This window comes from Streptomyces sp. NPDC059582 (genome assembly GCF_042735715.1).
Taxonomy (GTDB): domain Bacteria; phylum Actinomycetota; class Actinomycetes; order Streptomycetales; family Streptomycetaceae; genus Streptomyces.
In genome coordinates this window covers 1-21,371 of the sequence record NZ_JBHWCC010000093.1, presented here as the reverse complement: position 1 = coordinate 21,371, position 21,371 = coordinate 1, and the positions used below count along the sequence as shown (strand labels likewise).

At 71.5% G+C, this 21,371-nt stretch carries 13 protein-coding genes; 3 read left to right on the top strand and 10 right to left on the bottom strand.

Going from position 1 to position 21,371, the window contains the following annotated elements; translation table 11 throughout:
* From ACFV0T_RS40915 to ACFV0T_RS40900, 4 genes are all read right to left on the bottom strand, one after another.
* Window positions 1-206, bottom strand: a 206-nt coding sequence (locus ACFV0T_RS40915; RefSeq protein ID WP_198536417.1) for a flavodoxin-dependent (E)-4-hydroxy-3-methylbut-2-enyl-diphosphate synthase, incomplete at its 3' end; no start/stop codon positions are given.
* Between the two features lie 169 nt (window positions 207-375).
* The gene (locus ACFV0T_RS40910; RefSeq protein ID WP_385790442.1) at window positions 376-1,668 is read right to left on the bottom strand and encodes a M50 family metallopeptidase; all 1,293 of its coding nucleotides are present in this window, start codon (window positions 1,666-1,668) and stop codon (window positions 376-378) included.
* A gap of 8 nt (window positions 1,669-1,676) precedes the next feature.
* Window positions 1,677-2,960: a 1-deoxy-D-xylulose-5-phosphate reductoisomerase gene (gene dxr / locus ACFV0T_RS40905; protein WP_385790440.1), complete on the bottom strand. Its 1,284-nt coding sequence runs from the start codon at window positions 2,958-2,960 to the stop codon at window positions 1,677-1,679.
* A 452-nt stretch (window positions 2,961-3,412) separates the two neighbouring features.
* On the bottom strand, window positions 3,413-5,344 hold the full coding sequence (locus tag ACFV0T_RS40900) for an acyl-CoA dehydrogenase family protein (protein ID WP_385790438.1): 1,932 nt from the start codon (window positions 5,342-5,344) through the stop codon (window positions 3,413-3,415).
* 471 nt (window positions 5,345-5,815) lie between these two features.
* Here ACFV0T_RS40900 and ACFV0T_RS40895 point away from each other — a divergent pair, with 471 nt between their 5' ends.
* Window positions 5,816-6,829: a LacI family DNA-binding transcriptional regulator gene (locus ACFV0T_RS40895; protein ID WP_385790436.1), complete on the top strand. Its 1,014-nt coding sequence runs from the start codon at window positions 5,816-5,818 to the stop codon at window positions 6,827-6,829.
* A gap of 149 nt (window positions 6,830-6,978) precedes the next feature.
* Window positions 6,979-9,045 (top strand): TIM-barrel domain-containing protein, encoded by a 2,067-nt coding sequence (locus ACFV0T_RS40890; RefSeq protein ID WP_385790434.1) that lies wholly within the window; start codon window positions 6,979-6,981, stop codon window positions 9,043-9,045.
* A gap of 70 nt (window positions 9,046-9,115) precedes the next feature.
* Here the strand turns inward: ACFV0T_RS40890 and ACFV0T_RS40885 are convergent, their stop codons facing one another.
* From ACFV0T_RS40885 to ACFV0T_RS40860, 6 genes are all read right to left on the bottom strand, one after another.
* Complete coding sequence (locus tag ACFV0T_RS40885) at window positions 9,116-9,829, bottom strand: hypothetical protein (RefSeq protein ID WP_385790432.1); 714 nt, start codon at window positions 9,827-9,829, stop codon at window positions 9,116-9,118.
* A gap of 36 nt (window positions 9,830-9,865) precedes the next feature.
* Window positions 9,866-12,085, bottom strand: coding sequence for a glycoside hydrolase N-terminal domain-containing protein (locus tag ACFV0T_RS40880; protein ID WP_385790430.1), 2,220 nt, complete (start codon window positions 12,083-12,085; stop codon window positions 9,866-9,868).
* Window positions 12,082-14,049: a beta-galactosidase gene (locus ACFV0T_RS40875; protein ID WP_385790428.1), complete on the bottom strand. Its 1,968-nt coding sequence runs from the start codon at window positions 14,047-14,049 to the stop codon at window positions 12,082-12,084. Before ACFV0T_RS40875 ends, ACFV0T_RS40880 begins: the two co-directional genes overlap by 4 nt.
* A 111-nt stretch (window positions 14,050-14,160) precedes the next feature.
* Window positions 14,161-15,162 (bottom strand): carbohydrate ABC transporter permease, encoded by a 1,002-nt coding sequence (locus ACFV0T_RS40870; protein WP_385790426.1) that lies wholly within the window; start codon window positions 15,160-15,162, stop codon window positions 14,161-14,163.
* Window positions 15,159-16,193, bottom strand: a complete 1,035-nt coding sequence (locus tag ACFV0T_RS40865) for an ABC transporter permease (protein ID WP_385790424.1) — start codon at window positions 16,191-16,193, stop codon at window positions 15,159-15,161. Before ACFV0T_RS40865 ends, ACFV0T_RS40870 begins: the two co-directional genes overlap by 4 nt.
* A gap of 26 nt (window positions 16,194-16,219) precedes the next feature.
* On the bottom strand, window positions 16,220-17,923 hold the full coding sequence (locus ACFV0T_RS40860) for an extracellular solute-binding protein (RefSeq protein WP_385790422.1): 1,704 nt from the start codon (window positions 17,921-17,923) through the stop codon (window positions 16,220-16,222).
* 501 nt (window positions 17,924-18,424) lie between these two features.
* Between ACFV0T_RS40860 and ACFV0T_RS40855 the strand changes: the two genes are divergently transcribed.
* Window positions 18,425-21,274, top strand: coding sequence for a glycoside hydrolase family 3 C-terminal domain-containing protein (locus tag ACFV0T_RS40855; protein ID WP_385790420.1), 2,850 nt, complete (start codon window positions 18,425-18,427; stop codon window positions 21,272-21,274).
* Window positions 21,275-21,371 lie beyond the last annotated feature (97 nt).

The window sequence follows — 21,371 nt, the reverse complement described above, 5'->3', positions numbered from 1 at the left end:
CGCACGATCTGACACCCCGACGCCGTCAGCTCCGCGATCTGCTGCAACGTCGCACCGATGTCCGACGTACGCGTCGTCGTCATCGACTGCACCGAGACCGGCGCGTCCCCGCCGACCGCGACGGATCCGACCTGGATCTGCCGGCTCTTGCGGCGCTCGGCGAGCCTGGTCGGAACGGACGGCATGCCGAGAGAAATCGCAGTCATCTGCTGTGCAACCCCAAGTCGTGGATCAAGGTCTGGTCCCGTGAGCAGCGGGCTCCGAACTCCGAGATTACGGCACGGGCCTTGACCGGAGCACATCGCGCCGGTCAAACCCACTCAACGGATGACGGCCGGGAACCAAGGGTTCCCGGCCGTCCCAAACGCCACATGGCTATGAAATTTTGACGGGGTTAACCACGTCCGCGATCAAGACGAGGATGGTGAAGCAGATGAAGATTCCGGCCACCACGTAGGCCACCGGCATCAGCTTCGCCACGTCGAACGGGCCCGGGTCCGGGCGGCGCAGGAGCAGTGCCGCCCGGCGGCGCAGGGACTCCCACAGGGCGCCCGCGATGTGCCCGCCGTCGAGCGGGAGCAGCGGGAGCATGTTGAAGAGGAACAGGGACAGGTTGAAGCCCGCTACCAGCATCAGCGCCATGGCGAGCTGCTGGGTCGGGGGGATGTCCAGCGTGAAGATCTCGCCGCCGACGCGGGCCGCGCCGACCACGCCCATCGGGGAGTCGGCTGCGCGGGGGGCGCCGTCGAAGGCCGCGTTCCACAAGGCCGGGATCTTGCCGGGCAGGTTCGCGATGGAGTCGACGGCCTCGCCGAGCCGGTCGCCCATCCAGGTCACGGAGTCGCCGAAGTCCTGGCGGACGACGCCGGTGGCGGCGCTGAAGCCGAGGAAACCTGCGCTGACGTACTGGCCCTGGACGATCTGACCGCTGGAGTCTTTCTTGGCGACCTGGTTGGTGGCGATCTTCGCGTGCAGGGTGACTTCCTGGCCCTCGCGGTCGACGACGATCGGCACCTCCTTGCCGGGGGTGGCGCGGATCAGGTCGGAGAGCTGATTCCAGTCGTCCGTCCGCACGCCGTCGAAGGAGACGATCTTGTCGCCGGCCTTGAGGCCCGCCGCCGCGGCCGGAGAGGGCGCGTCGGAGTCCTTGCAGGTGTCGCGGTTCTGGCTCTGCGCGATGACGCACTGGGAGACCGAGCTCACACTGGTGGTCTGCTGGGAGATGCCGAAGCCCATCAGGACGATGAGGAACAGCGCCACCGCCAGGATCAGGTTCATGAAGGGGCCCGCGAACATCACGATGACCCGCTTCCACGGCTTGCGCGTGTAGAAGAGGCGGGACTCGTCGCCCGGTTCGAGCTCTTCGAAGGCGGCTGAGCGGGCGTCCTCGATCATGCCGCGCCACGGTGAGGTGGAGCGGGCCGAGATCCGGCCGTCGTCGCCCGGCGGGAACATCCCGATCATGCGGATGTAGCCGCCGAACGGGACGGCCTTGACGCCGTACTCGGTCTCGCCCTTCTTCCGCGACCAGATGGTCGGGCCGAAGCCGACCATGTACTGCGGCACCCGGATGCCGAAGAGCTTGGCCGTGGAGAGATGCCCCAGCTCGTGCCAGGCGATCGAGACCAACAGGCCCACCGCGAAGACGACTATGCCGAGGATCATCATCAGGGTCGTCATGCACGGGCCTCCGCGGTCGCCGTCGTCTGTGCTGTCAGTTCCCCGGCCCGGGCGCGTGCCCAGGCCTCCGCTTCGAGGACGTCCGACACGGTCAGTGAAGTTCCCGAGCGCGGTGTGCCGTGCTCCTCCACCACCCGTGTCACCGTCTCCATGATTGCGTTGAACGGCAGCGCGCCGCTGCGGAACGCCTCGACGCACTCCTCGTTCGCCGCATTGAACACCGCCGGAGCCGTGCCCGCGAGCTGCCCGACGTGCCGGGCGAGCCCGACGGAGGGGAACGCCTCGTTGTCGAGCGGGAAGAACTCCCACGTCGAGGCCTTGCTCCAGTCGAAGGCGGGCGCCGCGTCCGGGACGCGTTCGGGCCAGCCCAGGCCGATGGCGATCGGCCCCCGCATGTCGGGGGGCGTCGCCTGGGCGAGGGTGGATCCGTCCGTGAACTCAACCATCGAGTGAACATACGACTGTGGGTGCACTACGACCTCAATGCGGTCGAAGGGAATGTCGTACAGCAGGTGCGCCTCGATGACCTCGAGTCCCTTGTTGACGAGGGTCGCGGAGTTGATCGTGATCACCGGGCCCATGGCCCAGGTGGGGTGCGCGAGGGCGTCCTCGACGGTGACGTCCGCCAGTTCCGCCTTGGTCCGGCCGCGGAAGGGGCCGCCGGAGGCGGTGACGACCAGTTTGCGTACGTCGGCCCGGGTGCCGGCCGCCAGCGCCTGGAAGAGGGCGGCGTGCTCGGAGTCCACGGGGATGATCTGTCCGGGCTTGGCGAGCGCCTTGACCAGCGGGCCGCCGACGATGAGCGACTCCTTGTTGGCCAGCGCGAGGGTGCGGCCCGCTTCGAGGGCGGCGAGTGTGGGGGCGAGGCCGATGGAGCCGGTGATGCCGTTGAGGACGGTGTGGCAGGCCGAGGCGGCGACCTGGGTGGCCGCCTCCGGTCCGGCGAGGATCTCGGGAAGCGGCTCCCCCGTCCCGTACTGAGCGGCGAGTGCCTCGCGCAGTGCCGGTACGACGTCCTCGCGGGCCACGGCGACCGTGCGTACCCGCAGCCGGTGGGCCTGCTCGGCCAGCAGTCCGACCCGGCCGCCCGCGGCGGACAGGGCGGTGACGCGGAAGCGGTCCGGGTTGCGCAGGACGAGGTCGATGGCCTGGGTGCCGATCGAGCCGGTGGAGCCGAGGATCACCACGTCCTTGGGGCCGTCCCCCGCGACGGGGTCGAAGACGAGGTGCGGGTCGGCGAGCGGGGCCGGGCTGACGCGGCCGGCGGGGCGTTCGGTCATTCCCCCATTGTGGCGCGACCGGAGGCCGCGGCCGACAACGCGTCCTCGGGCGTGCGGGTCCACGGTGTCGGTTCGTCCCTCCCGTCCCGGAGGTGGCGGCCTCCGTACCGCCTGTGCCGCACTCGGCCGTCGGGCCCGGTACGGCACAGGTCCTTGGGTGGCCCGGGACCGTCGGCGGCCCGGAGCCGACGTCTGTCCGGGGGCGTCGAGGGCCCGGGGCCGGCAACGGCCCGAACGGCCCGATCCGAATCGCCGGCCCGGGGCCGGCAACGCCCCGAGCCCACTCGGCGGCCCGGGACTGACGGCCTCGGACCGCCGACGGTCCGGGGCCGGTCAGCGATCCGGTCCGTCGACGGTGCAGGTCCGTCAGCGGTCCGGACCGCTCGGCGGACGGTTCCGTCGGCGGTCCGATCCGTTCGGCGGTCCAGGCAGCCGGTCAGCGGACGGTTCCGTCAGCGGATGGGCCGGTGGACGTTGTCCCGCCTGCTCGGGCCGGGCGTCGCGTCGGCGATCCACGGGCCGTCGCCCGAGGGGTCGACGATGCCCTGTTCGAGCCACTCGTAGGTGCCCGCGAGGACGCCCTTGACGACCTTGCGGTCGAGGTCGTCGGTGTTGGACCACAGGCGGCCGAAGAGTTCCTCGACACGGATGCGGGACTGGCGGCAGAACGCGTCGGCCAGCTGGTAGGCCTCGCGCCCGTGGTCGCCCTGGCTGCGCAGGAGTTCGGCGCGGACGCAGGCCGCGCTCATCGCGAACAGCTCCGCGCCGATGTCGACGACGCGGCCCAGGAAGCCCTGCTTGGTCTCCATGCGGCCCTGCCAGCGGGACATGGCGTAGAACGTGGAACGGGCGAGCTTGCGGGCGTGCCGTTCGACGTAGCGCAGATGTACGGAGAGGTCGATCTCGCGCTTGAACTCCGTGTAGGAGGTGGGGAGTTGACCAGGTCCGGCGACCAGTTTCGGGAGCCACTTGGCGTAGAAGACACCGGCGTTGGCGCCCGCCTTCGCCTTGTCGGAGAGAGACTTCTCGGGGTCGATGAGGTCGCCCGCCACCGACAGGTGGGCGTCGACGGCCTCGCGTGCGATCAGCAGGTGCATGATCTCCGTCGAGCCCTCGAAGATGCGGTTGATCCGCAGGTCGCGCAGGATCTGCTCGGCGGGCACGGCCCGCTCGCCGCGGGCCGCGAGGGAGGCGGCCGTCTCGAAGCCGCGGCCGCCGCGGATCTGGACCAGCTCGTCGGCCATGAGGCACGCCATCTCCGAGCCGTAGAGCTTGGCGAGGGCGGCCTCGATGCGGATGTCGTTGCGGTCCTCGTCGGCCATCTGGGAGGAGAGGTCGACCACGGCCTCCAGGGCGAAGGTCGTGGCGGCGATGAAACTGATCTTCGACCCGACGGCCTCGTGCAGCGCGACCGGCTTGCCCCACTGCTCGCGTACGCCGGTCCACTCGCGGGCGATCTTCAGGCACCACTTGCCGGCGCCCACGCACATGGCGGGCAGGGACAGCCGCCCGGTGTTCAGCGTGGTCAGCGCGATCTTGAGACCCGCGCCCTCGGGGCCGATGCGGTTCGCGGCCGGGACGCGCACCTGGTGGAAGCGGGTGACGCCGTTCTCCAGGCCGCGCAGGCCCATGAAGGCGTTGCGGTTCTCGACGGTGACACCCTCGGAGGCGGACTCCACGACGAAGGCGGTGATGCCGCCCTTGTGGCCCTCGGACTTCGGCACCCGGGCCATGACCACGAGGAGATCGGCGACGACCCCGTTCGTGGTCCACAGCTTCACCCCGTCGAGGACGTAGTCGTCGCCGTCCGGGACCGCGGTCGTCGCCAGCCGGGCCGGGTCCGAGCCGACGTCCGGCTCGGTCAGCAGGAAGGCGGAGATGTCGGTGCGGGCGCAGCGCGGCAGGAAGGTGTCCTTCTGCTCCTGGGTGCCGAAGAGTTTCAGCGGCTGCGGTACGCCGATCGACTGATGGGCGGAGAGCAGCGCGCCGATCGCCGGGTTCGCGGAGCCGACCAGGGCGAGGGCCTTGTTGTAGTAGACCTGGGTCAGGCCGAGGCCGCCGTACTTGGTGTCGATCTTCATGCCGAGGGCGCCGAGCTCCTTGAGCCCGTCGATCACCTCGTCCGGGATCTGCGCCTCGCGCTCGATGCGGGCCGAGTCGATCCGCGTCTCGCAGAAGTCGCGCAGTTTGGCGAGGAACTCCTCGCCGCGCTGCGCGTGCTCGTCGGTGGGCAGGGGGTGGGGGTGGATGAGGTCGAGCCGGAAGCGGCCGAGGAACAGTTCCTTGGCGAAGCTGGGCTTGCGCCAGTCCTGTTCCCGGGCCGCCTCCGCCACCTGACGTGCCTCACGCTCAGTGACGGTTGGTTTGTTGGTTGGTGCGGGCATGAGGCTCACCTCGCCGCGAATAGGGATCTTGGGGGCGTTCGTTACCGACCGGTGCTACTGGATCGTTCGTACCCGAATCCGGACGCCGCCACCAGTCCCCGTGCGCCGTTCAGATGACGTCATGCCGGAACAGGGTCCGCGGAGTTGCGCCGGGGGCCTTTCCAGGGGACGGTTCGCCCTACCCGCCTCCCGGCTCCCGGCTCCCGGCTCCCGGCTCCCGGCTCCCGGCTCCCGGCTCCCGGCTCCCGGCTCCCGGCTCCCGGCTCCCGGCTCCCGGCTCCCGGCGCGTCGCGCACCTCACGCCCGGCCCCCGGCTCCTGTCCAGCGCGACAGAAAAGCCGTCGAAGCGCTTCGACAACCTATGGACACCCACCTTCGCTGGGGCTACTGTCGAACCACCCCCACCCGCCTTCACCCACCCTTGTTCGCATGGCGCACTGTCGAAGCGCTTCACAAAACTTGGAGAGCTGGATGGTCACCCTCGCCGAGGTCGCCCAGCACGCCGGAGTCTCGGCGAGCACGGTGAGCTATGTCCTCAGCGGCAAGCGGTCCATCTCCGCGATCACCCGGCAGCGGGTCGAGCAGAGCATCCGGGAGCTCGGATACCACCCCAACGCCGGTGCCCGCGCCCTGGCCAGCAGCAGGTCGAACATCATCGCGCTGATGGTCCCGCTGCGCACGGACATGTACGTGCCGGTGATGATGGAGATCGCCATCGCGGTGGCCACCACGGCCCGCACGCACGGGTACGACGTCCTGCTGCTCACCGGCGAGGAGGGACCCGACGCCGTCCGCCGCGTCACCGGCAGCGGCCTCGCCGACGCCATGATCCTGATGGACGTCCAGCTCGACGACGAGCGGCTGCCGCTGCTGCGCGGCACCGACCAGCCGTCCGTCCTGATCGGTCTGCCCGCCGACGCCTCCGGGCTGACCTGCGTCGACCTGGACTGGAGCGCGACCGGCGCACTGTGCGTGGAGCACCTGGCGAAGCTGGGGCACCACGACCTCGCCGTCATCGGCGAGGCGCCCGCGGTCTACGAACGCCACACCGGCTTCGCCGAGCGCACCCTCGACGGACTCCGCTCCCGCGCGCGGGAGTTGGACCTGCGGGTGCTGCACCGGCCGTGCGAGGGCGGGTACGACGCGATGGCCGTGACGCTGGCCCGGATCCTCGACGAACGCCCGGGCACCACGGGCTTCGTCGTACAGAACGAATCGGCCGTCGAACCGCTGCTGGCGCTGCTGCGCCAGCAGGGCCGCGCCGTGCCGGAGGACGTCTCGGTGGTCGCGATCTGTCCGGACCAGGTCGCCGTCCAGGCCTCGGTGCGGCTGACCTCCGTCGCCATCCCCGCGCAGGAGATGGGCCGCTACGCCGTGGAGCACCTGGTCGCCAAGCTGGCAGGCCGCGGTGCCGACGAAGTGGTGCTGCTCGCGCCGGAGTTGACGGTCAGGGCGAGCTCGGGACCGGCGCCCGCCGCGTCCTGAACCCACACCCGCCCGCCGACCGCCCTGTGTCCCGCCGGGGCACCCGCCTGCCCTCGCCTCTCCCCGCACCCCCTCCCCCCAGCTTCCTCGCCACCCTCCCCCGCACTCCTCGCTGTCCGCACTCCTCCAGGAGCACAGGAGCACGCCACGTGAATCAGCCTGCCGAAAACCAGCCCAAGGCCGTGACACAGCCCCAGGTCAGCCTCGCGCAGTCCGCCCCCACCGTCGGTTCGTTCCGGGAGCGGGGCGGAGCGCTGGAGTGGAGCGGCCGCCAGGAGACCGTACGCGTCGAGCCGTGGGGGCCGGACGCCGTCCGGGTGCGCGCCCGGCTCGGCGGTCCGGTGCTGGAGGGCCTGCCGGGCGCCCTGCTCGACGAGCCGCCGGCCACCGGGAGCACCGTCAAGATCGCTGACGGGGAGGCCCGGCTGACGGTCGGCTCGCTGACGGTGGAGGTCGACGCCGAGGGCCTGGTCCGCTTCCTGCGCACCGACGACTCCACCGAGCTCCTCGCCGAGGAGCGCGCCCACTTCTGGTGGCCGGGCCCGCGTCTCTACACGGCCGTGGGCAACGGCCATCACCGCCTGGAACAGCGTTTCGCCGCCTACGACGACGAGAAGCTGTACGGCCTGGGTCAGCACCAGCACGGCCGGCTGGACCAGAAGGGCCTGGTCCTGGACCTGGTCCAGCGCAACGCCGAGGTCGGCATCCCGGTGCTCACCTCCAGCCGCGGCTACACGCTGCTGTGGAACAACCCGGCGATCGGCCGCGTGGAGCTGGCCGGCAACGGCACCCGCTGGGTGGCGGACTCCGCCCGGCAGATCGACTACTGGATCACCGCGGGCGACCCGGCCGACGCCCAGCGCCGCTACAGCGCGGTGAGCGGCCGTGCGCCGATGCTGCCCGCGTGGGCGGCCGGCTTCTGGCAGTGCAAGCTGCGCTACCGCAGCCAGGACGAACTCCTCGCCGTGGCAAGGGAGTACAAGCGGCGTGGGCTGCCCGTCTCGGCGATCGTCTGCGACTTCTTCCACTGGACGCACCTGGGCGAGTGGAAGTTCGACCCGGCGGAGTGGCCGGACCCGGCGGCCATGGTGCGCGAGCTGAGGGAGCTGGGCATCGAGCTGGTGGTGAGCGTCTGGCCGTCGGTCTCGCCGCTCTCCGAGAACCACCGGCCGATGGAGCAGCGCGGCTACCTCATCGGCACCCAGTACGGCCCGATGGCGCACGCCGACTGGCCGGACAAGGGGGTCGCCTCCACCGTCCAGGTCGCCTTCTACGACGCCACGAACCCCGAGGCCCGGGAGTTCGTCTGGTCGCGGGTGAAGGAGAACTACCTCGACCCGTACGGCATCACGGCGTTCTGGCTGGACGCCTGCGAGCCGGAACTGAAGCCGGGTTTCCCGGAGAACCTGCGCTACTGGGCGGGTCCCGGCCTGGAGGTCGGCAACAGCTACCCGGCCGAGAACTCCCGCACCTTCTACGAGGGCCTGCGGGCGTCCGGTGCCGGTGACGACGAGATCATCACCCTCAACCGCTCGGCGTGGGCGGGCAGTCAGCGCTACGGCGCCGCTCTGTGGTCCGGTGACATCGGCACCGACTTCGCGACCCTGCGCCGGCAGATCGCGGCCGGTCTCAACACCGGACTGTCGGGCATACCGTGGTGGAACACGGACATCGGCGGCTTCCACGGCGGCGACCCGGACGACCCGGCGTACCGGGAGGTGATGGTGCGCTGGTTCCAGTTCGGCGCGCTGTCCCCGCTGATGCGACTGCACGGCTTCCGCGACCCGGGCATGCCGCTGGGCCCCGACATGACCGGCGGCCCGAACGAGGTGTGGTCGTACGGCGTGGAGGCGGGCGCGATCCTGGAGAGGTACCTGCGGCTGCGCGAGCGTCTGAAGCCGTACGTGCTGTCGGTCATGCGGGAGGCCCACGAGGAGGGTCTGCCGGTGCTGCGGCCGCTGTTCCTGGAGTTCCCGCGGGACCGGGCGGCCTGGTCGGTCGACGACGCCTACCTGTTCGGCCGGGACCTGCTCGTCGCGCCGGTGCTGACCGCGGGCGCCACGGTCCGTACGGCGTACCTCCCGGAGGGGGCGGCCTGGACGGACGCGTGGACGGGTGAGACGTACCGGGGCGGTACGGCCGTGACGGTCGACGCGCCGCTGGACCGGATTCCGCTGTTCCTGCGGGACGGGGCGGACTTGCCGGTCGCGGAGTGAGCACGGTGGGGCCGGCCCCGCGGTCGCCGGGCCGGCCCCACCGCGAAGGCGGGCCGGCCCGGCCCTGCGGTCAGCTGCTGCTGACGGTCAGGTTCTCGGCGGTGAAGTCCAGGCCGCCGGCGGACGAGGTGATCTCGAAGCCGAACTGCACGTCCCCGATGGTCTCGTTGCCGAACCAGCCCTTGGTGTCCTTGATCCACTTGAGGATCGGGAGGATGCCGACGGTGCCCGAGGACGAGTTCGAGGTGCGCACGAAGGAGAAGACCTGGTTCGCGCCGTTGTCGCCCTTGTAGACGGTCCAGGTGTGGCCGCCGAGCGTCACGTTGCCCTGCGAGGTGCCGAGCGGGCCGACGGCTCCGGTCTTGTTGACCCAGAGCATGATCTCGTAGTCGTAGTCGGTGTCCCAGATGTCGTACGAGGAGTTGTACGCGCCGGACGCCGGGACGGTGACGTTGTAGCTGCTGGAGAGCGAGCCGAGCGAGGTGATCGACTTGTTGATCACCTTCTTGGCGTTGGGGTAGGCCTTGATGCCGCCGGTGTTGGGGTGGTCGGCCCAGACGCCCCAGTTGGTGCCGGAGTTGGCCCAGACGCACTGGCCGCCGGCGCCGGAGCCCCAGATGTTGTTGTAGAGCGTGTAGCCGTTCAGGCTGGTGTTGCCCCACTGGTCGCAGGAGCTCCAGACGGCGGCGGAGGCGGGGGCCGAGGCGAGGCCGACGGTGGCACCGAGCGCGAGAGCCGGGGCGAGCAGGGCCGTGGCGGCCCTGCCGAGGGTGCGTGTTGCCATGGTGTCCCTTCCATGGGTGGGGGGAGGTGCGCGGATCTACCACGTCCCCAGGGTGAGAACGCGGTCCTCTCCGGCGACGAGGTCGAGCGGCTGTGCGCCGGAGGAAGTCCTGAGTTCGATGCGGTGGGTGCGGGTCGGCCGCAGGACGGCCGTGGCGCCCTCGGGGCTCCAGACGAGGTCGATCCGCGCCCCGAACCGGGTGCGCACGCCCCGGAGTTCACCGGCCGGGTAGCCGGCCGGGAGTGCGGGCAGGAGGACCAGCCGGTCGGGGGTGGACTGCACGAGCAGCTCGATCAGCACGGCGGGCAAGGTGTGCGCGGCGTCCGCGTTGTAGACGTCGCGGGCGGGGTAGTGCGCGCTCATCAGGGAGTCGTGGAAGAAGTCGCCGTCGAGCACGGCGGTGAGCGCGTGGGCGGCCCGGCCGGGGTCCCTGAGGCGGGCCGCGACCAGGGCGTGGTGGAGGTGGCCGTGCGCCGAGTCGTTCTCCGCGCCGCGCAGGGCGAGGGCGCGGTGGGCCGCGGCGGCGAGGTCCGGGGTGTCGTAGGGGTTGATCTCGTCCAGCGGCCAGACCCCGTAGAGGTGGCTGAGGTGGCGGTGGTCGTAGGTGTCGTCGAGCCCGGGGCGGGCCCATTCGGCGAGGGCTCCGTCGGCGTTGGTCCGGTGCGGGGGCAGCCGGTCGGCGAGGGCCCGCCAGCGGTCGGCGTGCTCGGGGTGGTAGGCGGCCGCCGTCAGCAGGGCGTGCCGGGCGGCGGAGAGGTCCATGGCCGCGTTCAGGGCACCCCAGCTCGCGCCCGTCGGCCGGTTCTCGGGCGAGTAGGAGGGGACGACGACGAGCTCGCCGTCGTCGTCGGTGCGGGTGAGGAAGTCCTCGTAGAACAGGGCGACCTCGGCGAGCGCGGCGGCGGTGCGCGGGTCGCGTGCGCCGCGGGTCTCGTCGTGGTCGACGAGCGGTTTGAGCAGCCAGTCGGCGCCGGCGGTCCACAGGTGGAGGGGGTATTCGCGGCTGAAGTGGTACGTCAGTCCGGATTCGCCGTCGGTGTGGGCGGGGGCGACGACACCCCGGGCGCCGAAGATCGTTCGGGCGTTGGTCCGCCAGTCCGGCAGCTGGCGGTTGACCAGGGCCGCGTGGGCCTCGGTGACCTCGGGCAGCGCGGCGGGGACGGCGGACGCGGTCTGGAGGTTGAGGTTGGCGTCGGTGGTGAAGCCGCCGGACCACGCGGTGTCCCAGTCGCCGGTCCACAGGCCGGTGAGGCGGGGCGGGCACAGTCCGGAGGCGGACAGCAGGTGATAGCGGCCGGCCGCGAAGAGTCGCTCCAGCAGGGCCGGGCCGCGTGGCCGCCCGAGCAGTGCGGAACCGGGCAGGGCGCGCTCGGCCGGGTCGGCGCGCAGGTCGAGGGTGACCCGGCTGTAGGCGGTGCGGTGCAGGGCGAGATGGCGGTCGAGGAGGTGCGCGTACGTCCGGCCGGCGAGCAGGGCGCGCAGGGCCCGGGCGTCCTCGGTGACGTCGGGTTCGCCGATGTGCCGCCACACCCGGGTCAGGAGCAGCACCGAGGCGGCGCCCTCGGCCCGGACGCCGGGCGGGACGAGGGTCGTGCGGCCGCCCTCGACCGCCACCAGGGTCACGCCGGTGTACCCGCGGTCGCTGCCGGGGTAGCGGGCGCGCAGAGTGAGCAGGGCGCCCTCAGGGGTGCGCAGCGCGCCGTGGCCGACGGCCAGACCGTGGGGTGCGCCCGGGAGGCGGTGGTCCAGGACGATGTCCTGGGTGAGGTCCGGGGCGGTGACGTACTGGACGATCACGTCGTCCGCGCGGGAGACGAAGACACGGCTGGTGCGGTCCCCGCGGTGGGCGGTCACCTCGCCGGTGGTGAAGTCGACGCTCCGGCGGACGGGGGTCCGTGCGCTCGCGGCGGAGTCGGGAACCCGGGGGGCGGCGGGGCCGCGCAGCTCGGTCCGGAAGGCGGGGTGGAAGGGCTGCACCCATTGCAGCGGCCGTCCGTCCGTGAGCTGCTCGGCGGCCGTCAGGTCGCCGGCCAGCAGCCGGTCCTGCACCGCGGACAGTGCGGCGGCCAGCCGCGGGGGCCGGGCGTGTTCGCCGCCGTTGGGGCGGACGAGGGTGTGATGGGTGACGATGACCCGGTCGATGTCCGGATCGCCGAACACGAGGGCGCCGTGGTGGCCGTTGCCGCTCAGGAAGGCGTCCTCCCAGCGGGCGGCCGGGACCGGTTCCCAGGTGCCGTGGACAGGACCTGACGTCATGGCCTCAGCACCGCCACGCCGTAGCGCCCGAGGGTGATCCGGTCCGTGACCGAGGTCCGGGTCAACAGGTCCTCGTGGGTACCCGGGACGGCGAAGGCGACCGGCTCGCGCCCGTGGTTGAGCAGGAACAGCAGTTCGCCGCGGCGCACGGCCTCGACCCCGGCGGGCAGTGCGTCCAGCACCGGCCGGACACCCGCGTCGGCGGCGATCCCGGTGAGCAGGGCGCGCAGCGCCGCCGGCTCCGGGAGCGTCGAGACGTACCAGGCGCGGCCCCTGCGCAGGACGGCGGGCAGTCCGTCGAGCTCGCCGCCCTTGTACGGGACCGTCTCGGTCACGTCGTCGGCCGCCTCGATCTCCTCCGACCACAGCGTGCCGCGAAAGCCGTCGCACTCGACGCTCTCCCCCGCGTCCAGCGGCCACCACTCGTGCAACGTGCGGATGCCGAACAGCTCGCGCAGCCGGGCGTCCATGCCGCCGGGGCGCACCCGGTCGTCCTCGTCGGCGACCCCGGTCAGGAATCCCGAGACGAGGGTGCCGCCGCCGCGGACGTACCCGAGGAGGTTCTCGATCGCCGCGTCGGTGAGGAGGTAGAGCTGCGGGACGACGACCAGCCGGAAGCCGGTCAGGTCGCGCTCGGGGTGGGCGAAGTCGGTGGTGACGTTCGCCTCCCAGAGGGCTCGGTGCCAGGCGCCGAGGACGGCCGCCGGGTCGACCTCGGTGGAGGGGCGGCCCTCCTGGACGCCCGCCCACCAGGCGTGCCAGTCGTGCAGGACCGCCACGTCAGAGGTCCGGTGGCGGCCCGCCACCGCGTCGCCGATCCGGGCGAGTTCGGCGCCGAGCCGCTTGATCTCCTGGTACGTGCGTCCCTGTTCGCCCGCGTGGCCGACCATCCCGGAGTGGAACTTCTCCGCGCCCTGGCGGGACTGACGCCACTGGAAGTAGCAGACGGCGTCCGCGCCGCGGGCCACGGCCTGCAGGGACCACAGCCGGTTGAGGCCGCGCGGCTTGGGGTGGTTCACCCCGCGCCAGTTGACCGGGCCAGCCGCCTGCTCCATCAGCATCCAGGGGCCGCGGGCCTGGGACCGGGTCAGGTCCTGGACCAGGGCGCCGTGCTGGGCGCCGAGGGGGTCGCGCGGATCGGGGTAGAGGTCGACGGAGACGACGTCCTCCTCCTCGGCCCAGCGCCAGGCGTCCTGGCCGATCCACAGCGGCATGAAGTTGGTGGTGACGGGGATGTGCGGGCTGTGGCGGGCGACGATGTCGCGTTCCGCGGCGTAGCACTCCAGCAGCATGTCGGAGGTGAAGCGGCGGAAGTCGAGCACCTGGGCAGGGTTCTTCAGGTAGTGGGTGCGGCGCGCGGGCAGGACGCCGTCCCAGCTGTCGTAGGCCTGGCCCCAGAAGGCCGTACCCCAGGCGGTGTTGAGAGCGTCCAGGGTGCCGTACCGCGTGCGCAGCCAACGGCGGAAGGCGGCGGCGGCCTCGTCGCCGTGGTCGACGGTGCAGTACTCGTTGTTGATGTGCCACATCGTGAGGGCGGGATGGCCGGCGTAGCGGGCGGCCAGGGCCTCGGTGATGGCGGCGGCGTAGTGGCGGTAGGTGGCGCTGGAGTGCGAGAAGTGCTGTCGGCCGCCCCAGCGTTCGACGTGGCCGTCGGCGTCGCGGGGCAGGGTCTGCGGGTACAGCCGGCCCAGCCAGGGCGGGGGCGAGGAGGTGGGGGTGGCGAGGACGACCCCGATACCGGCCTCGTGCATCAGGTCCATCAGCCGGTCCAGCCAGCCGAACTCGCGTGCCCCGGGCTCGGGTTCGAGTTTCGCCCAGGAGAAGACGCCGAGGGTGACGGAGTTGACGCCCGCGTCCTTCATGAGCCGGACGTCCTGCGGCCAGGTCTCCTCGGGCCACTGCTCGGGGTTGTAGTCGCCGCCGAAGAGGATGCGGCCGCGGGTGGCGTCGTCGAGCCGCGGCATCACACCGGCTCCCCGTACTGGGACGTGGGCACGACCTACCTCGCTCTGCGGGAAGAGAAGGGAAGAGAAGGGAAGAGAAGGGAACGGAAGGAAAGGGGACACACCCGGACGTCAGCCCTTCACCGCGCCGGTCAGCATGCCCTTCTTGAAGTGCTTCTGGACGAACGGCGACAGCACGGCGACCGGCAGCAGGGCCATCACCATGACCGCCATCTGCACGGCCAGCCCGGACAGTTCACCGGTCTTGATGGCCTGTCCCAGGCCGACCGGTGCCTCCTGCTTCTGCACGAGCTGGATCATGACGTTCTGGAGCGGCATCATGTCCTGGTCGTTGAGGTACAGGGAGGCGTTGAACCAGGCGCTCCAGTAGCCCACGGCGTAGAAGAGCGTGATCACCGCGAGGACCGCGCGCGAGAGCGGCATCACGATCTGCCAGAGGATGCGGAAGTCGCCGGCGCCGTCGATGCGCGCGCTGTCGACGAGCTCCTGCGAGATGCCCATGAAGAAGCCGCGCAGCACCAGGATGTTGAAGACGCTGATCGCGCTCGGCAGGATCAGCGCGAGATAGGTGTCGGTCAGGCCGAGCGACTGCACCAGCAGGTAGGTCGGGATGAGGCCGGCGCTGAAGAACATCGTCGCCAGCAGGACCAGCAGGATCCAGCGGTGGCCGAGCGAGCCGGTGCGGGACAGGCCGTAGGCGCACAGCACGGACACGGCCATCGAGAAGAGCGTGCCGACGAGGGTGATCAGGACGCTGATCACCGCGGCGCGGGTCACCTGGCCGCCGCTGAGCAGCTCCCGGTAGGCGACGAAGGTGATGCCCCGGGGCACCATCACCAGACCGCCCGCCTCATCGATGGTCCTGCGCGAGGAGAGGCTGGTGACGAGGACGATCCACAGCGGGAAGAGGACCCCCAGGCAGGCGAACGCCAGGACGAGGCCCTTGCCGGCGACGCCGGCCGGGCCGGGCGGCTCCTCCCAGGACGGCCGTGGCGGGGCGGCCCACCGGCCGGGTCCGTCACCGGGTCCGCGCCCTGTCCGCCGCCCTTGCCGTCCTTGCCGCCCTGGTCCGTGTCCGGGTTCGCGCCCTGGTGTGTCGATCACGGCGGTCACTTCTTGTACACCCCCTGCTCGCCCATGAGATGGGCCACCTTGTTCGCGGCGAGGACCAGCCCCAGGCTGACGACGCCCTTGACGAGTCCGGCGGCGGCCGCGTAGCCGAAGTCCTGGTTGCGCACGCCGTTCCACCACACGAAGGTGTCGAGGACCTCCGACGCCCCCGGTCCCACCGCGTCGCGTTGCAGCAGGATCTGTTCGAAGCCGACGGTCAGCGCGTCGCCGACGCGCAGGACCAGCAGCAGGGCGATCACCGGGCGCAGCGCGGGCAGGGTGACGTGCCACATGCGGCGCCGGCGGCCGGCGCCGTCCATCGCGGCGGCCTCGTACAGATCGGGGCTCACCGAGGCCAGGGCGGCGAGGAAGACGATGATCCCCCAGCCGGCGTCCTTCCACACGCTCTGCGCGGTGATCAGGAACTTGAAGGTCTCCGGGTCGGTCATGATGTCGAGCCCGTCGTACCCGTGTTGGCGCAGTAGTTGCGAGAGCAGCCCGGCGCCACCGAGGAGCTGCTGGAAGACGGCGACGACCAGGACCCAGGAGAAGAAGTGCGGCAGGTAGAGGATCGCCTGCGAGATCGCCCGCACCCGGGGCCTGACCACGCTGTTGATGAGGAGGGCCAGCGCGATCGGGATCGGGAAGTACAGCACGAGCTGGATGAGGAACAGCACCAGCGTGTTCGTCACGGCGTCCCAGAAGGCCGAGTCCTCGAAGATCCGCTGGAAGTTCTCCAGGCCCACCCAGGGGCTGTGCAGCATGGAGACGACGCCGTTGTCGCTGACGTAGGGGTCGTACTCCTGGAAGGCGACGACGTTGCCGAGGATCGGTATGTAGTTGAAGAGCAGGACCAGGACGACGGCCGGCAGGGTCATCAGGAGCAGCACGCGGTCGCGTCCGAACCTGAGCCGCAGGCTCAGCCTTCCGGGGGGCCGTCGCTCGCCGGATCCGGTGGCTTCGCCGGACGCCACCGGAGTCCTTCCCGTCGTGTCGGCCTCGGCGCTGTCGCGAGGCACCGTGCTGTGGGACACGGCCGTTCTCCTTACCTCGCCGCCGGTCAGCTCGCCGCCGAGCCGTTGTCGTCGAGCAGCTTCCGATACCAGTCGCGGAGTTGGTCGCCGCCCTTCTTCTTCCAGTCGGAGACGGCCTGCTGCATGTCGCCGACCTTCTTGCGGCCGCGGACGATGTCGTCCTCCAGCTGCTCGAAGTCGTTGGCGAGGTTGGTGTAACGGGCGGGCTCGGTGATCTGCATGCCGTAGAAGGCCGACTTCTTGGTGAAGGCGCCCATCCGCTGCTGCCACTCGACCTGGCCCTTGGCGACGTCGGGGAGGTCGGGGTGGGCGACGGTCGCGGCGGGGCTGGCGATCATGACGAAGGCGTTCAGGACGTCGACGTTGCCCTGCTCGGTCTTGACCGGGACGCCGTCCTTGACCGTGTAGTGGGTGCCCTCGACGCCGTAGTTGGTGAGCATGAACTCCTTGGTGCCGTACGGCGCCGCGGTGACGTTGGCGACGGCCAGCACGTCCCGGACGACCGACTCGGAGGCCTTCTTGTTGACGAAGGCGAAGATCCCTGCCGGGTTCTTGGCCCACAGGGTGGGGTCGCCGCCGTCGTGGCCGAAGATGTCCATGCCCCAGATCCGGAAGTCCGGGTTCTGGGTGGCCTGGGCAGCGGCCTGGCCGTACCACTGCGAGATGTCCTGGTTGTAGATGAGGAACTCGCCGGCCACGAACTTGGGGGCCGGGTCGGTCGCCTGGCTCTTGCCCAGCTTGGCGTCGGGGTGGACGAGTCCGTCGGCGAACAGCTTGCGGGTCCATTCCAGCGCCTCGAGGTACTCCTGGGTCTCGACGCGGTTGACCAGCTTGCCGTCGACGAGGTTCCAGCCGAGCGACTTCTCGTCGCCGGAGAGGACGCCGTACATGTTGAAGGCGGTCCACTTCATGTCCAGGCAGGCCCAGCGCTTGGCCCTGGCGTTGGTGATCTCCTTGGCCAGCGCGTGGAACTCGTCGGCGGAGGTGGGGACTTGATACCCCTCCTGGTCGAAGACGTCCTTGCGGTAGAAGGGCACGATGCTGGTGACGTACGAGGACGGCATCGGCAGGCCGCGCAGCTTGCCGCCGAAGAGGGAGCGCTGCCAGGCGTCGGTCGGGATCGCCGCGAGGTTCGGGTACTCCTTGACGGCGTCCCCGGACAGGTACGGACCCAGGTCGGCGAACTTGGCGATGATGGCGCTGGGTATCTTGCCCGTCATGTTCCAGCCGGGGACGACCACCACGTCCGGCACGTCGCTGGAGGCGAGCACCGCGCCCAGCTTCTGGTCGTAGGTGTTGCCGTCCTGGTTCTGCCAGACGACGTCGACGCCGATGAGGTCGTTCATCGCCGTGTAGTAGGCGTTGTCCGCCTTCGGCGGGGAGCCCCAGAACGGCGACATCACGGAGACCTTGCCGCCCGTGCCCAGTTTCTTCGGCACCGAGGTCTTGAGGGTGGCGAGGTCGAGCTCAGCGGTGAAGCCGACCGCTGAACCGTTCCTGGCGGCGATGTCGGGGGTCACCACGGTGCCGGCGACGTAGGCGGGCAGCAGCTTCTTGGCGTCCTTGCCCGAGGTGGTGCCGTCGCGCGAGCCGCTGTCCGATCCGCCGCAGGCGGCGAGCAGCGGCATCCCTCCCGTGACCGCGGCGGTGGCGACCGCCGTGGCGGCGAGGAAGCTTCTCCGGCTCGGGGCGGAGGGAGCGGCGGGAGCGGAAGCGGCGTTCGGCGTCATTGCGTCAACCCTTCATGGCGCACCAGGACACCCGGCGGTGGCCGTCGGCTGCGGTGTCTCGAGTGGAACTGGCTGAGCCGAAGCGGGTTCTCCGACCGATGCCCTGCCGATGCCGACCGGTCCCGGCGGGTGTCCGTCGACGCCCGGCAGGTGTCGGTCGACGCCCGGCAGGTGTCGGTCGACGCCCGGCGGTGTCGGTCGACGCCCGGCGGTGTCGGTCGACGCCCGGCGGTGATGCCCGGAACGCGCACCTCCCGGCGGCACTCTCAGTCGAAGCGCTTCGATGTTGCTGCGAGATTAGGTGAAGGGCAGGAGGCGCACAAGGGTCGATCCCAAGATTCCTCCGAGGCGTTCCAGGCGCGCACCCGTTCATATGCTGCTTGCCATCTCAGCCACGCACCGGACTTGTTGCCCCGCGGTGTCTTGACACCCACCGCGAGTCGAATGAGCATCGAAGCGCTTCGAAAGCATCGTGTCGCTCCAGGGCAAGGGGAACCCCACGTGACCGCACAAACGCCGCCCGTACCGCCCTTCCGCGATCCGCGGCTGCCGTTCGCGAAGCGCGTCGACGACCTGCTGGGGCGGCTCACCCTCGACGAGAAGGTCTCCTTCCTGCACCAGTACGCCCCGGCCGTGGAGCGTCTGGGCGTCGCCGCGTTCCGCACCGGCCAGGAGGCCCTGCACGGCGTGGCGTGGATGGGCCCGGCGACGGTGTTCCCGCAGGCGGTCGGCCTCGGCGCGACCTGGAACCCCGAGCTCGTCCGGCGGGTGGGCGAGGCGGTGTCCAAGGAAGCCCGCGCGATGCGCTCCCGCGACGACCGCGTGGGCCTGAACGTCTGGTCCCCGACCGTGAACCTGCTGCGCCACCCCCTGTGGGGCCGCAACGAGGAGGGCTACGCGGAGGACCCGAAGCTGACCTCGGCCATCGCCACCGCGTACACCCGCGGACTGCGCGGCGATCATCCGACGTACTGGCGCACCGCGCCCGTCCTCAAGCACTGGCTGGCCCACAACAACGAGACCGCCCGTGACACCTCGTCGAGCTCCGTGCCCCCGCGCGTGCTGCACGAGTACGACCTGCGCGCCTTCCGCGAGACGGTCGAGGCGGGCGCGGTGGCCGGGGTGATGCCCGCCTACAACCTGGTCAACGGCCGCCCGAACCACGTCTCGCCGCACCTGCGCGAGCACCTGCGCACCTGGACCGACGAGGACCTCCTGGTCTGCTCGGACGCGGGCGCCCCCTCCAACCTGGTCGACTCCGAGCACTACTTCGACACCCACGAGGAAGCCACCGCGGCCGCGGTACTCGCCGGCGTCGACAGCTTCACCGACCACGGCACCGACGCGTCGACGATCACCGCGCGGATCGAAGGGGCCCTGGAGCGGGGCCTGCTGACCGAGGCGGACCTCGACTCCGCCGTCCGCCGCCAGCTCTCCGTCCGCTTCCGCCTCGGCGAGTTCGACCCGCACGACGACCCGCACACGGGCACCGACGACTTCGACACCCCCGCCCACCGCGCGCTCGCCCAGGAGGCCGCCGAGCAGGCGGTCGTGCTGCTCAGGAACGACGGTCTGCTGCCCCTCGCCCCCGACACCCGTCTCGCGGTGGTCGGTCTGCTCGCCGACGAGTGCAAGCTCGACTGGTACAGCGGCACGCTCCTGCACCGCTCCACTCCCCTGGAGGCCCTGTACGAGCGGTTCGGCGCCGAGCGCGTCGAGTTCGCCGAGGGCGTGGACCGGGTGCTGCTGAAGACCTCCGCGGGGACGTTCCTGCACGTCCCGGCCGCCGACGGCACCGCCGACGACGAGGTGCGCGGCGCCGACGGCGCCCTGGACCCGGCCCTGCTCACCGGCCGCACCGACCTGCCCGCGCTCACCACCGGCACCACCGGCACGGAACTGGCGCTGGTCGACTGGGGCGACGGCGTCCTCACCCTGCGCGCCCCCGACGGCCGCTGTCTCTCGGTCGCCGACGACGGCTTCGTCCGCGCCTCCGCCGACCAGCCCGGCGGCTGGGTGGTCCAGGAGACGTTCCGTCTCGAACCCCATGGGAACGGCCACCTCCTGAAGCACATCGGGACCGGTCGCCATGTGCGTGTCGCCGCCGACGGCGTGAAGGTTGCCGACCGGGATCCGGAGATCTTCGAACTCGTGGTGGCCGAGCGCGGCGAGCACGCGGTGGCCCGCGCCGCCGCCCGGGCCGACGTCGTCCTGGTGGTGGCGGGCAACGACCCGCACATCAACGGCCGCGAGACCGAGGACCGTACGACCCTGCGTCTGCCCGCCCATCAGGAGCGGCTGCTGCGGGCCGCCCGGACCGCCAACCCGCGCACGGTGCTGGCCCTGGTCTCGGCGTATCCCTACGCCGTCCGGCCCGGCGGGCTGTCCGCCGTGCTGTGGACCGCGCACGGCGGCCAGGCCGCCGGCACCGCCCTGGCCCGGGTGCTGGCGGGTGACGTCTCCCCCGCGGGCCGGCTGCCGCAGACCTGGTACGCCGACGACTCCGACCTGCCCGGCCTGCTCGACTACGACGTGATCGGCTCCCGCCAGACGTACCTGTACTTCGAGGGCACCCCGCTGTTCCCCTTCGGGCACGGCCTGTCGTACGCGTCCTTCGCGTACGCCGGCCTGTCGGCCGCCGTCACCGACGGACCGGACGGCACCGTCCGCGTCTCCTTCACGGTCACCAACACCGGTGACGTCACCGCCGACGAGGTCCCCCAGCTCTACCTCCGGGCCGTGGACCCCTCGGTGGTCCGACCGCGCCGCGAACTGGCGGCCCACCGCCGGATCACCCTGGCCCCCGGGGCGACGGCTGGGCTGACCTTCGACGTCCCGTCCGCCGCCTTCGGGTTCTGGGACGTGGCCCAGGGCCGGTGGCGCCGGGAACCCGGCCCGTACGAACTGCTGGTCGGCACCTCCAGCCAGGACGTACGGCTGCGGACGACCGTGACCCTCGACGGCGAACCCGCCGCGCCACGGGCCGTGCGCGAACGCGGCCTGGACGCGGCTGACTTCGACGAGCAGAGCGGCATCGCGATCGTCGACCGGACCAAGGTGTCCGGCGACGCGGTGACGCCCGGTCCGGCCGGGACCGGCGAACTGGTCTACCGCGGCTGCGACTTCGGCAGTGGCGTGACGGAGGTGACGGTGACCGTGGCGGGCGGCGGCACGGTCGAGGTGTCCCTCGGTGCCACCGCGCCCCTCGCCGTCCTCACGGTGCGCACCCCCACGTCCGGCCCGTACGACTACACCGCCCTCGGCGCCGCGATCGCCGCCGAGGGCGTGCACGACCTGCACCTCAGGCTGCGCGGCCCGGTGCGGCTCGCGCGGGTCGGCTTCTCCGACTGAGGGTCCGGACGAGGCCGGCACGGAGAAGGGGCCCCGGGGCCCGGGGGTGGGGGCCCGGGGCCCAGGGCGGGGGGGGGGGGGGGTGAAAGAAGGCGGG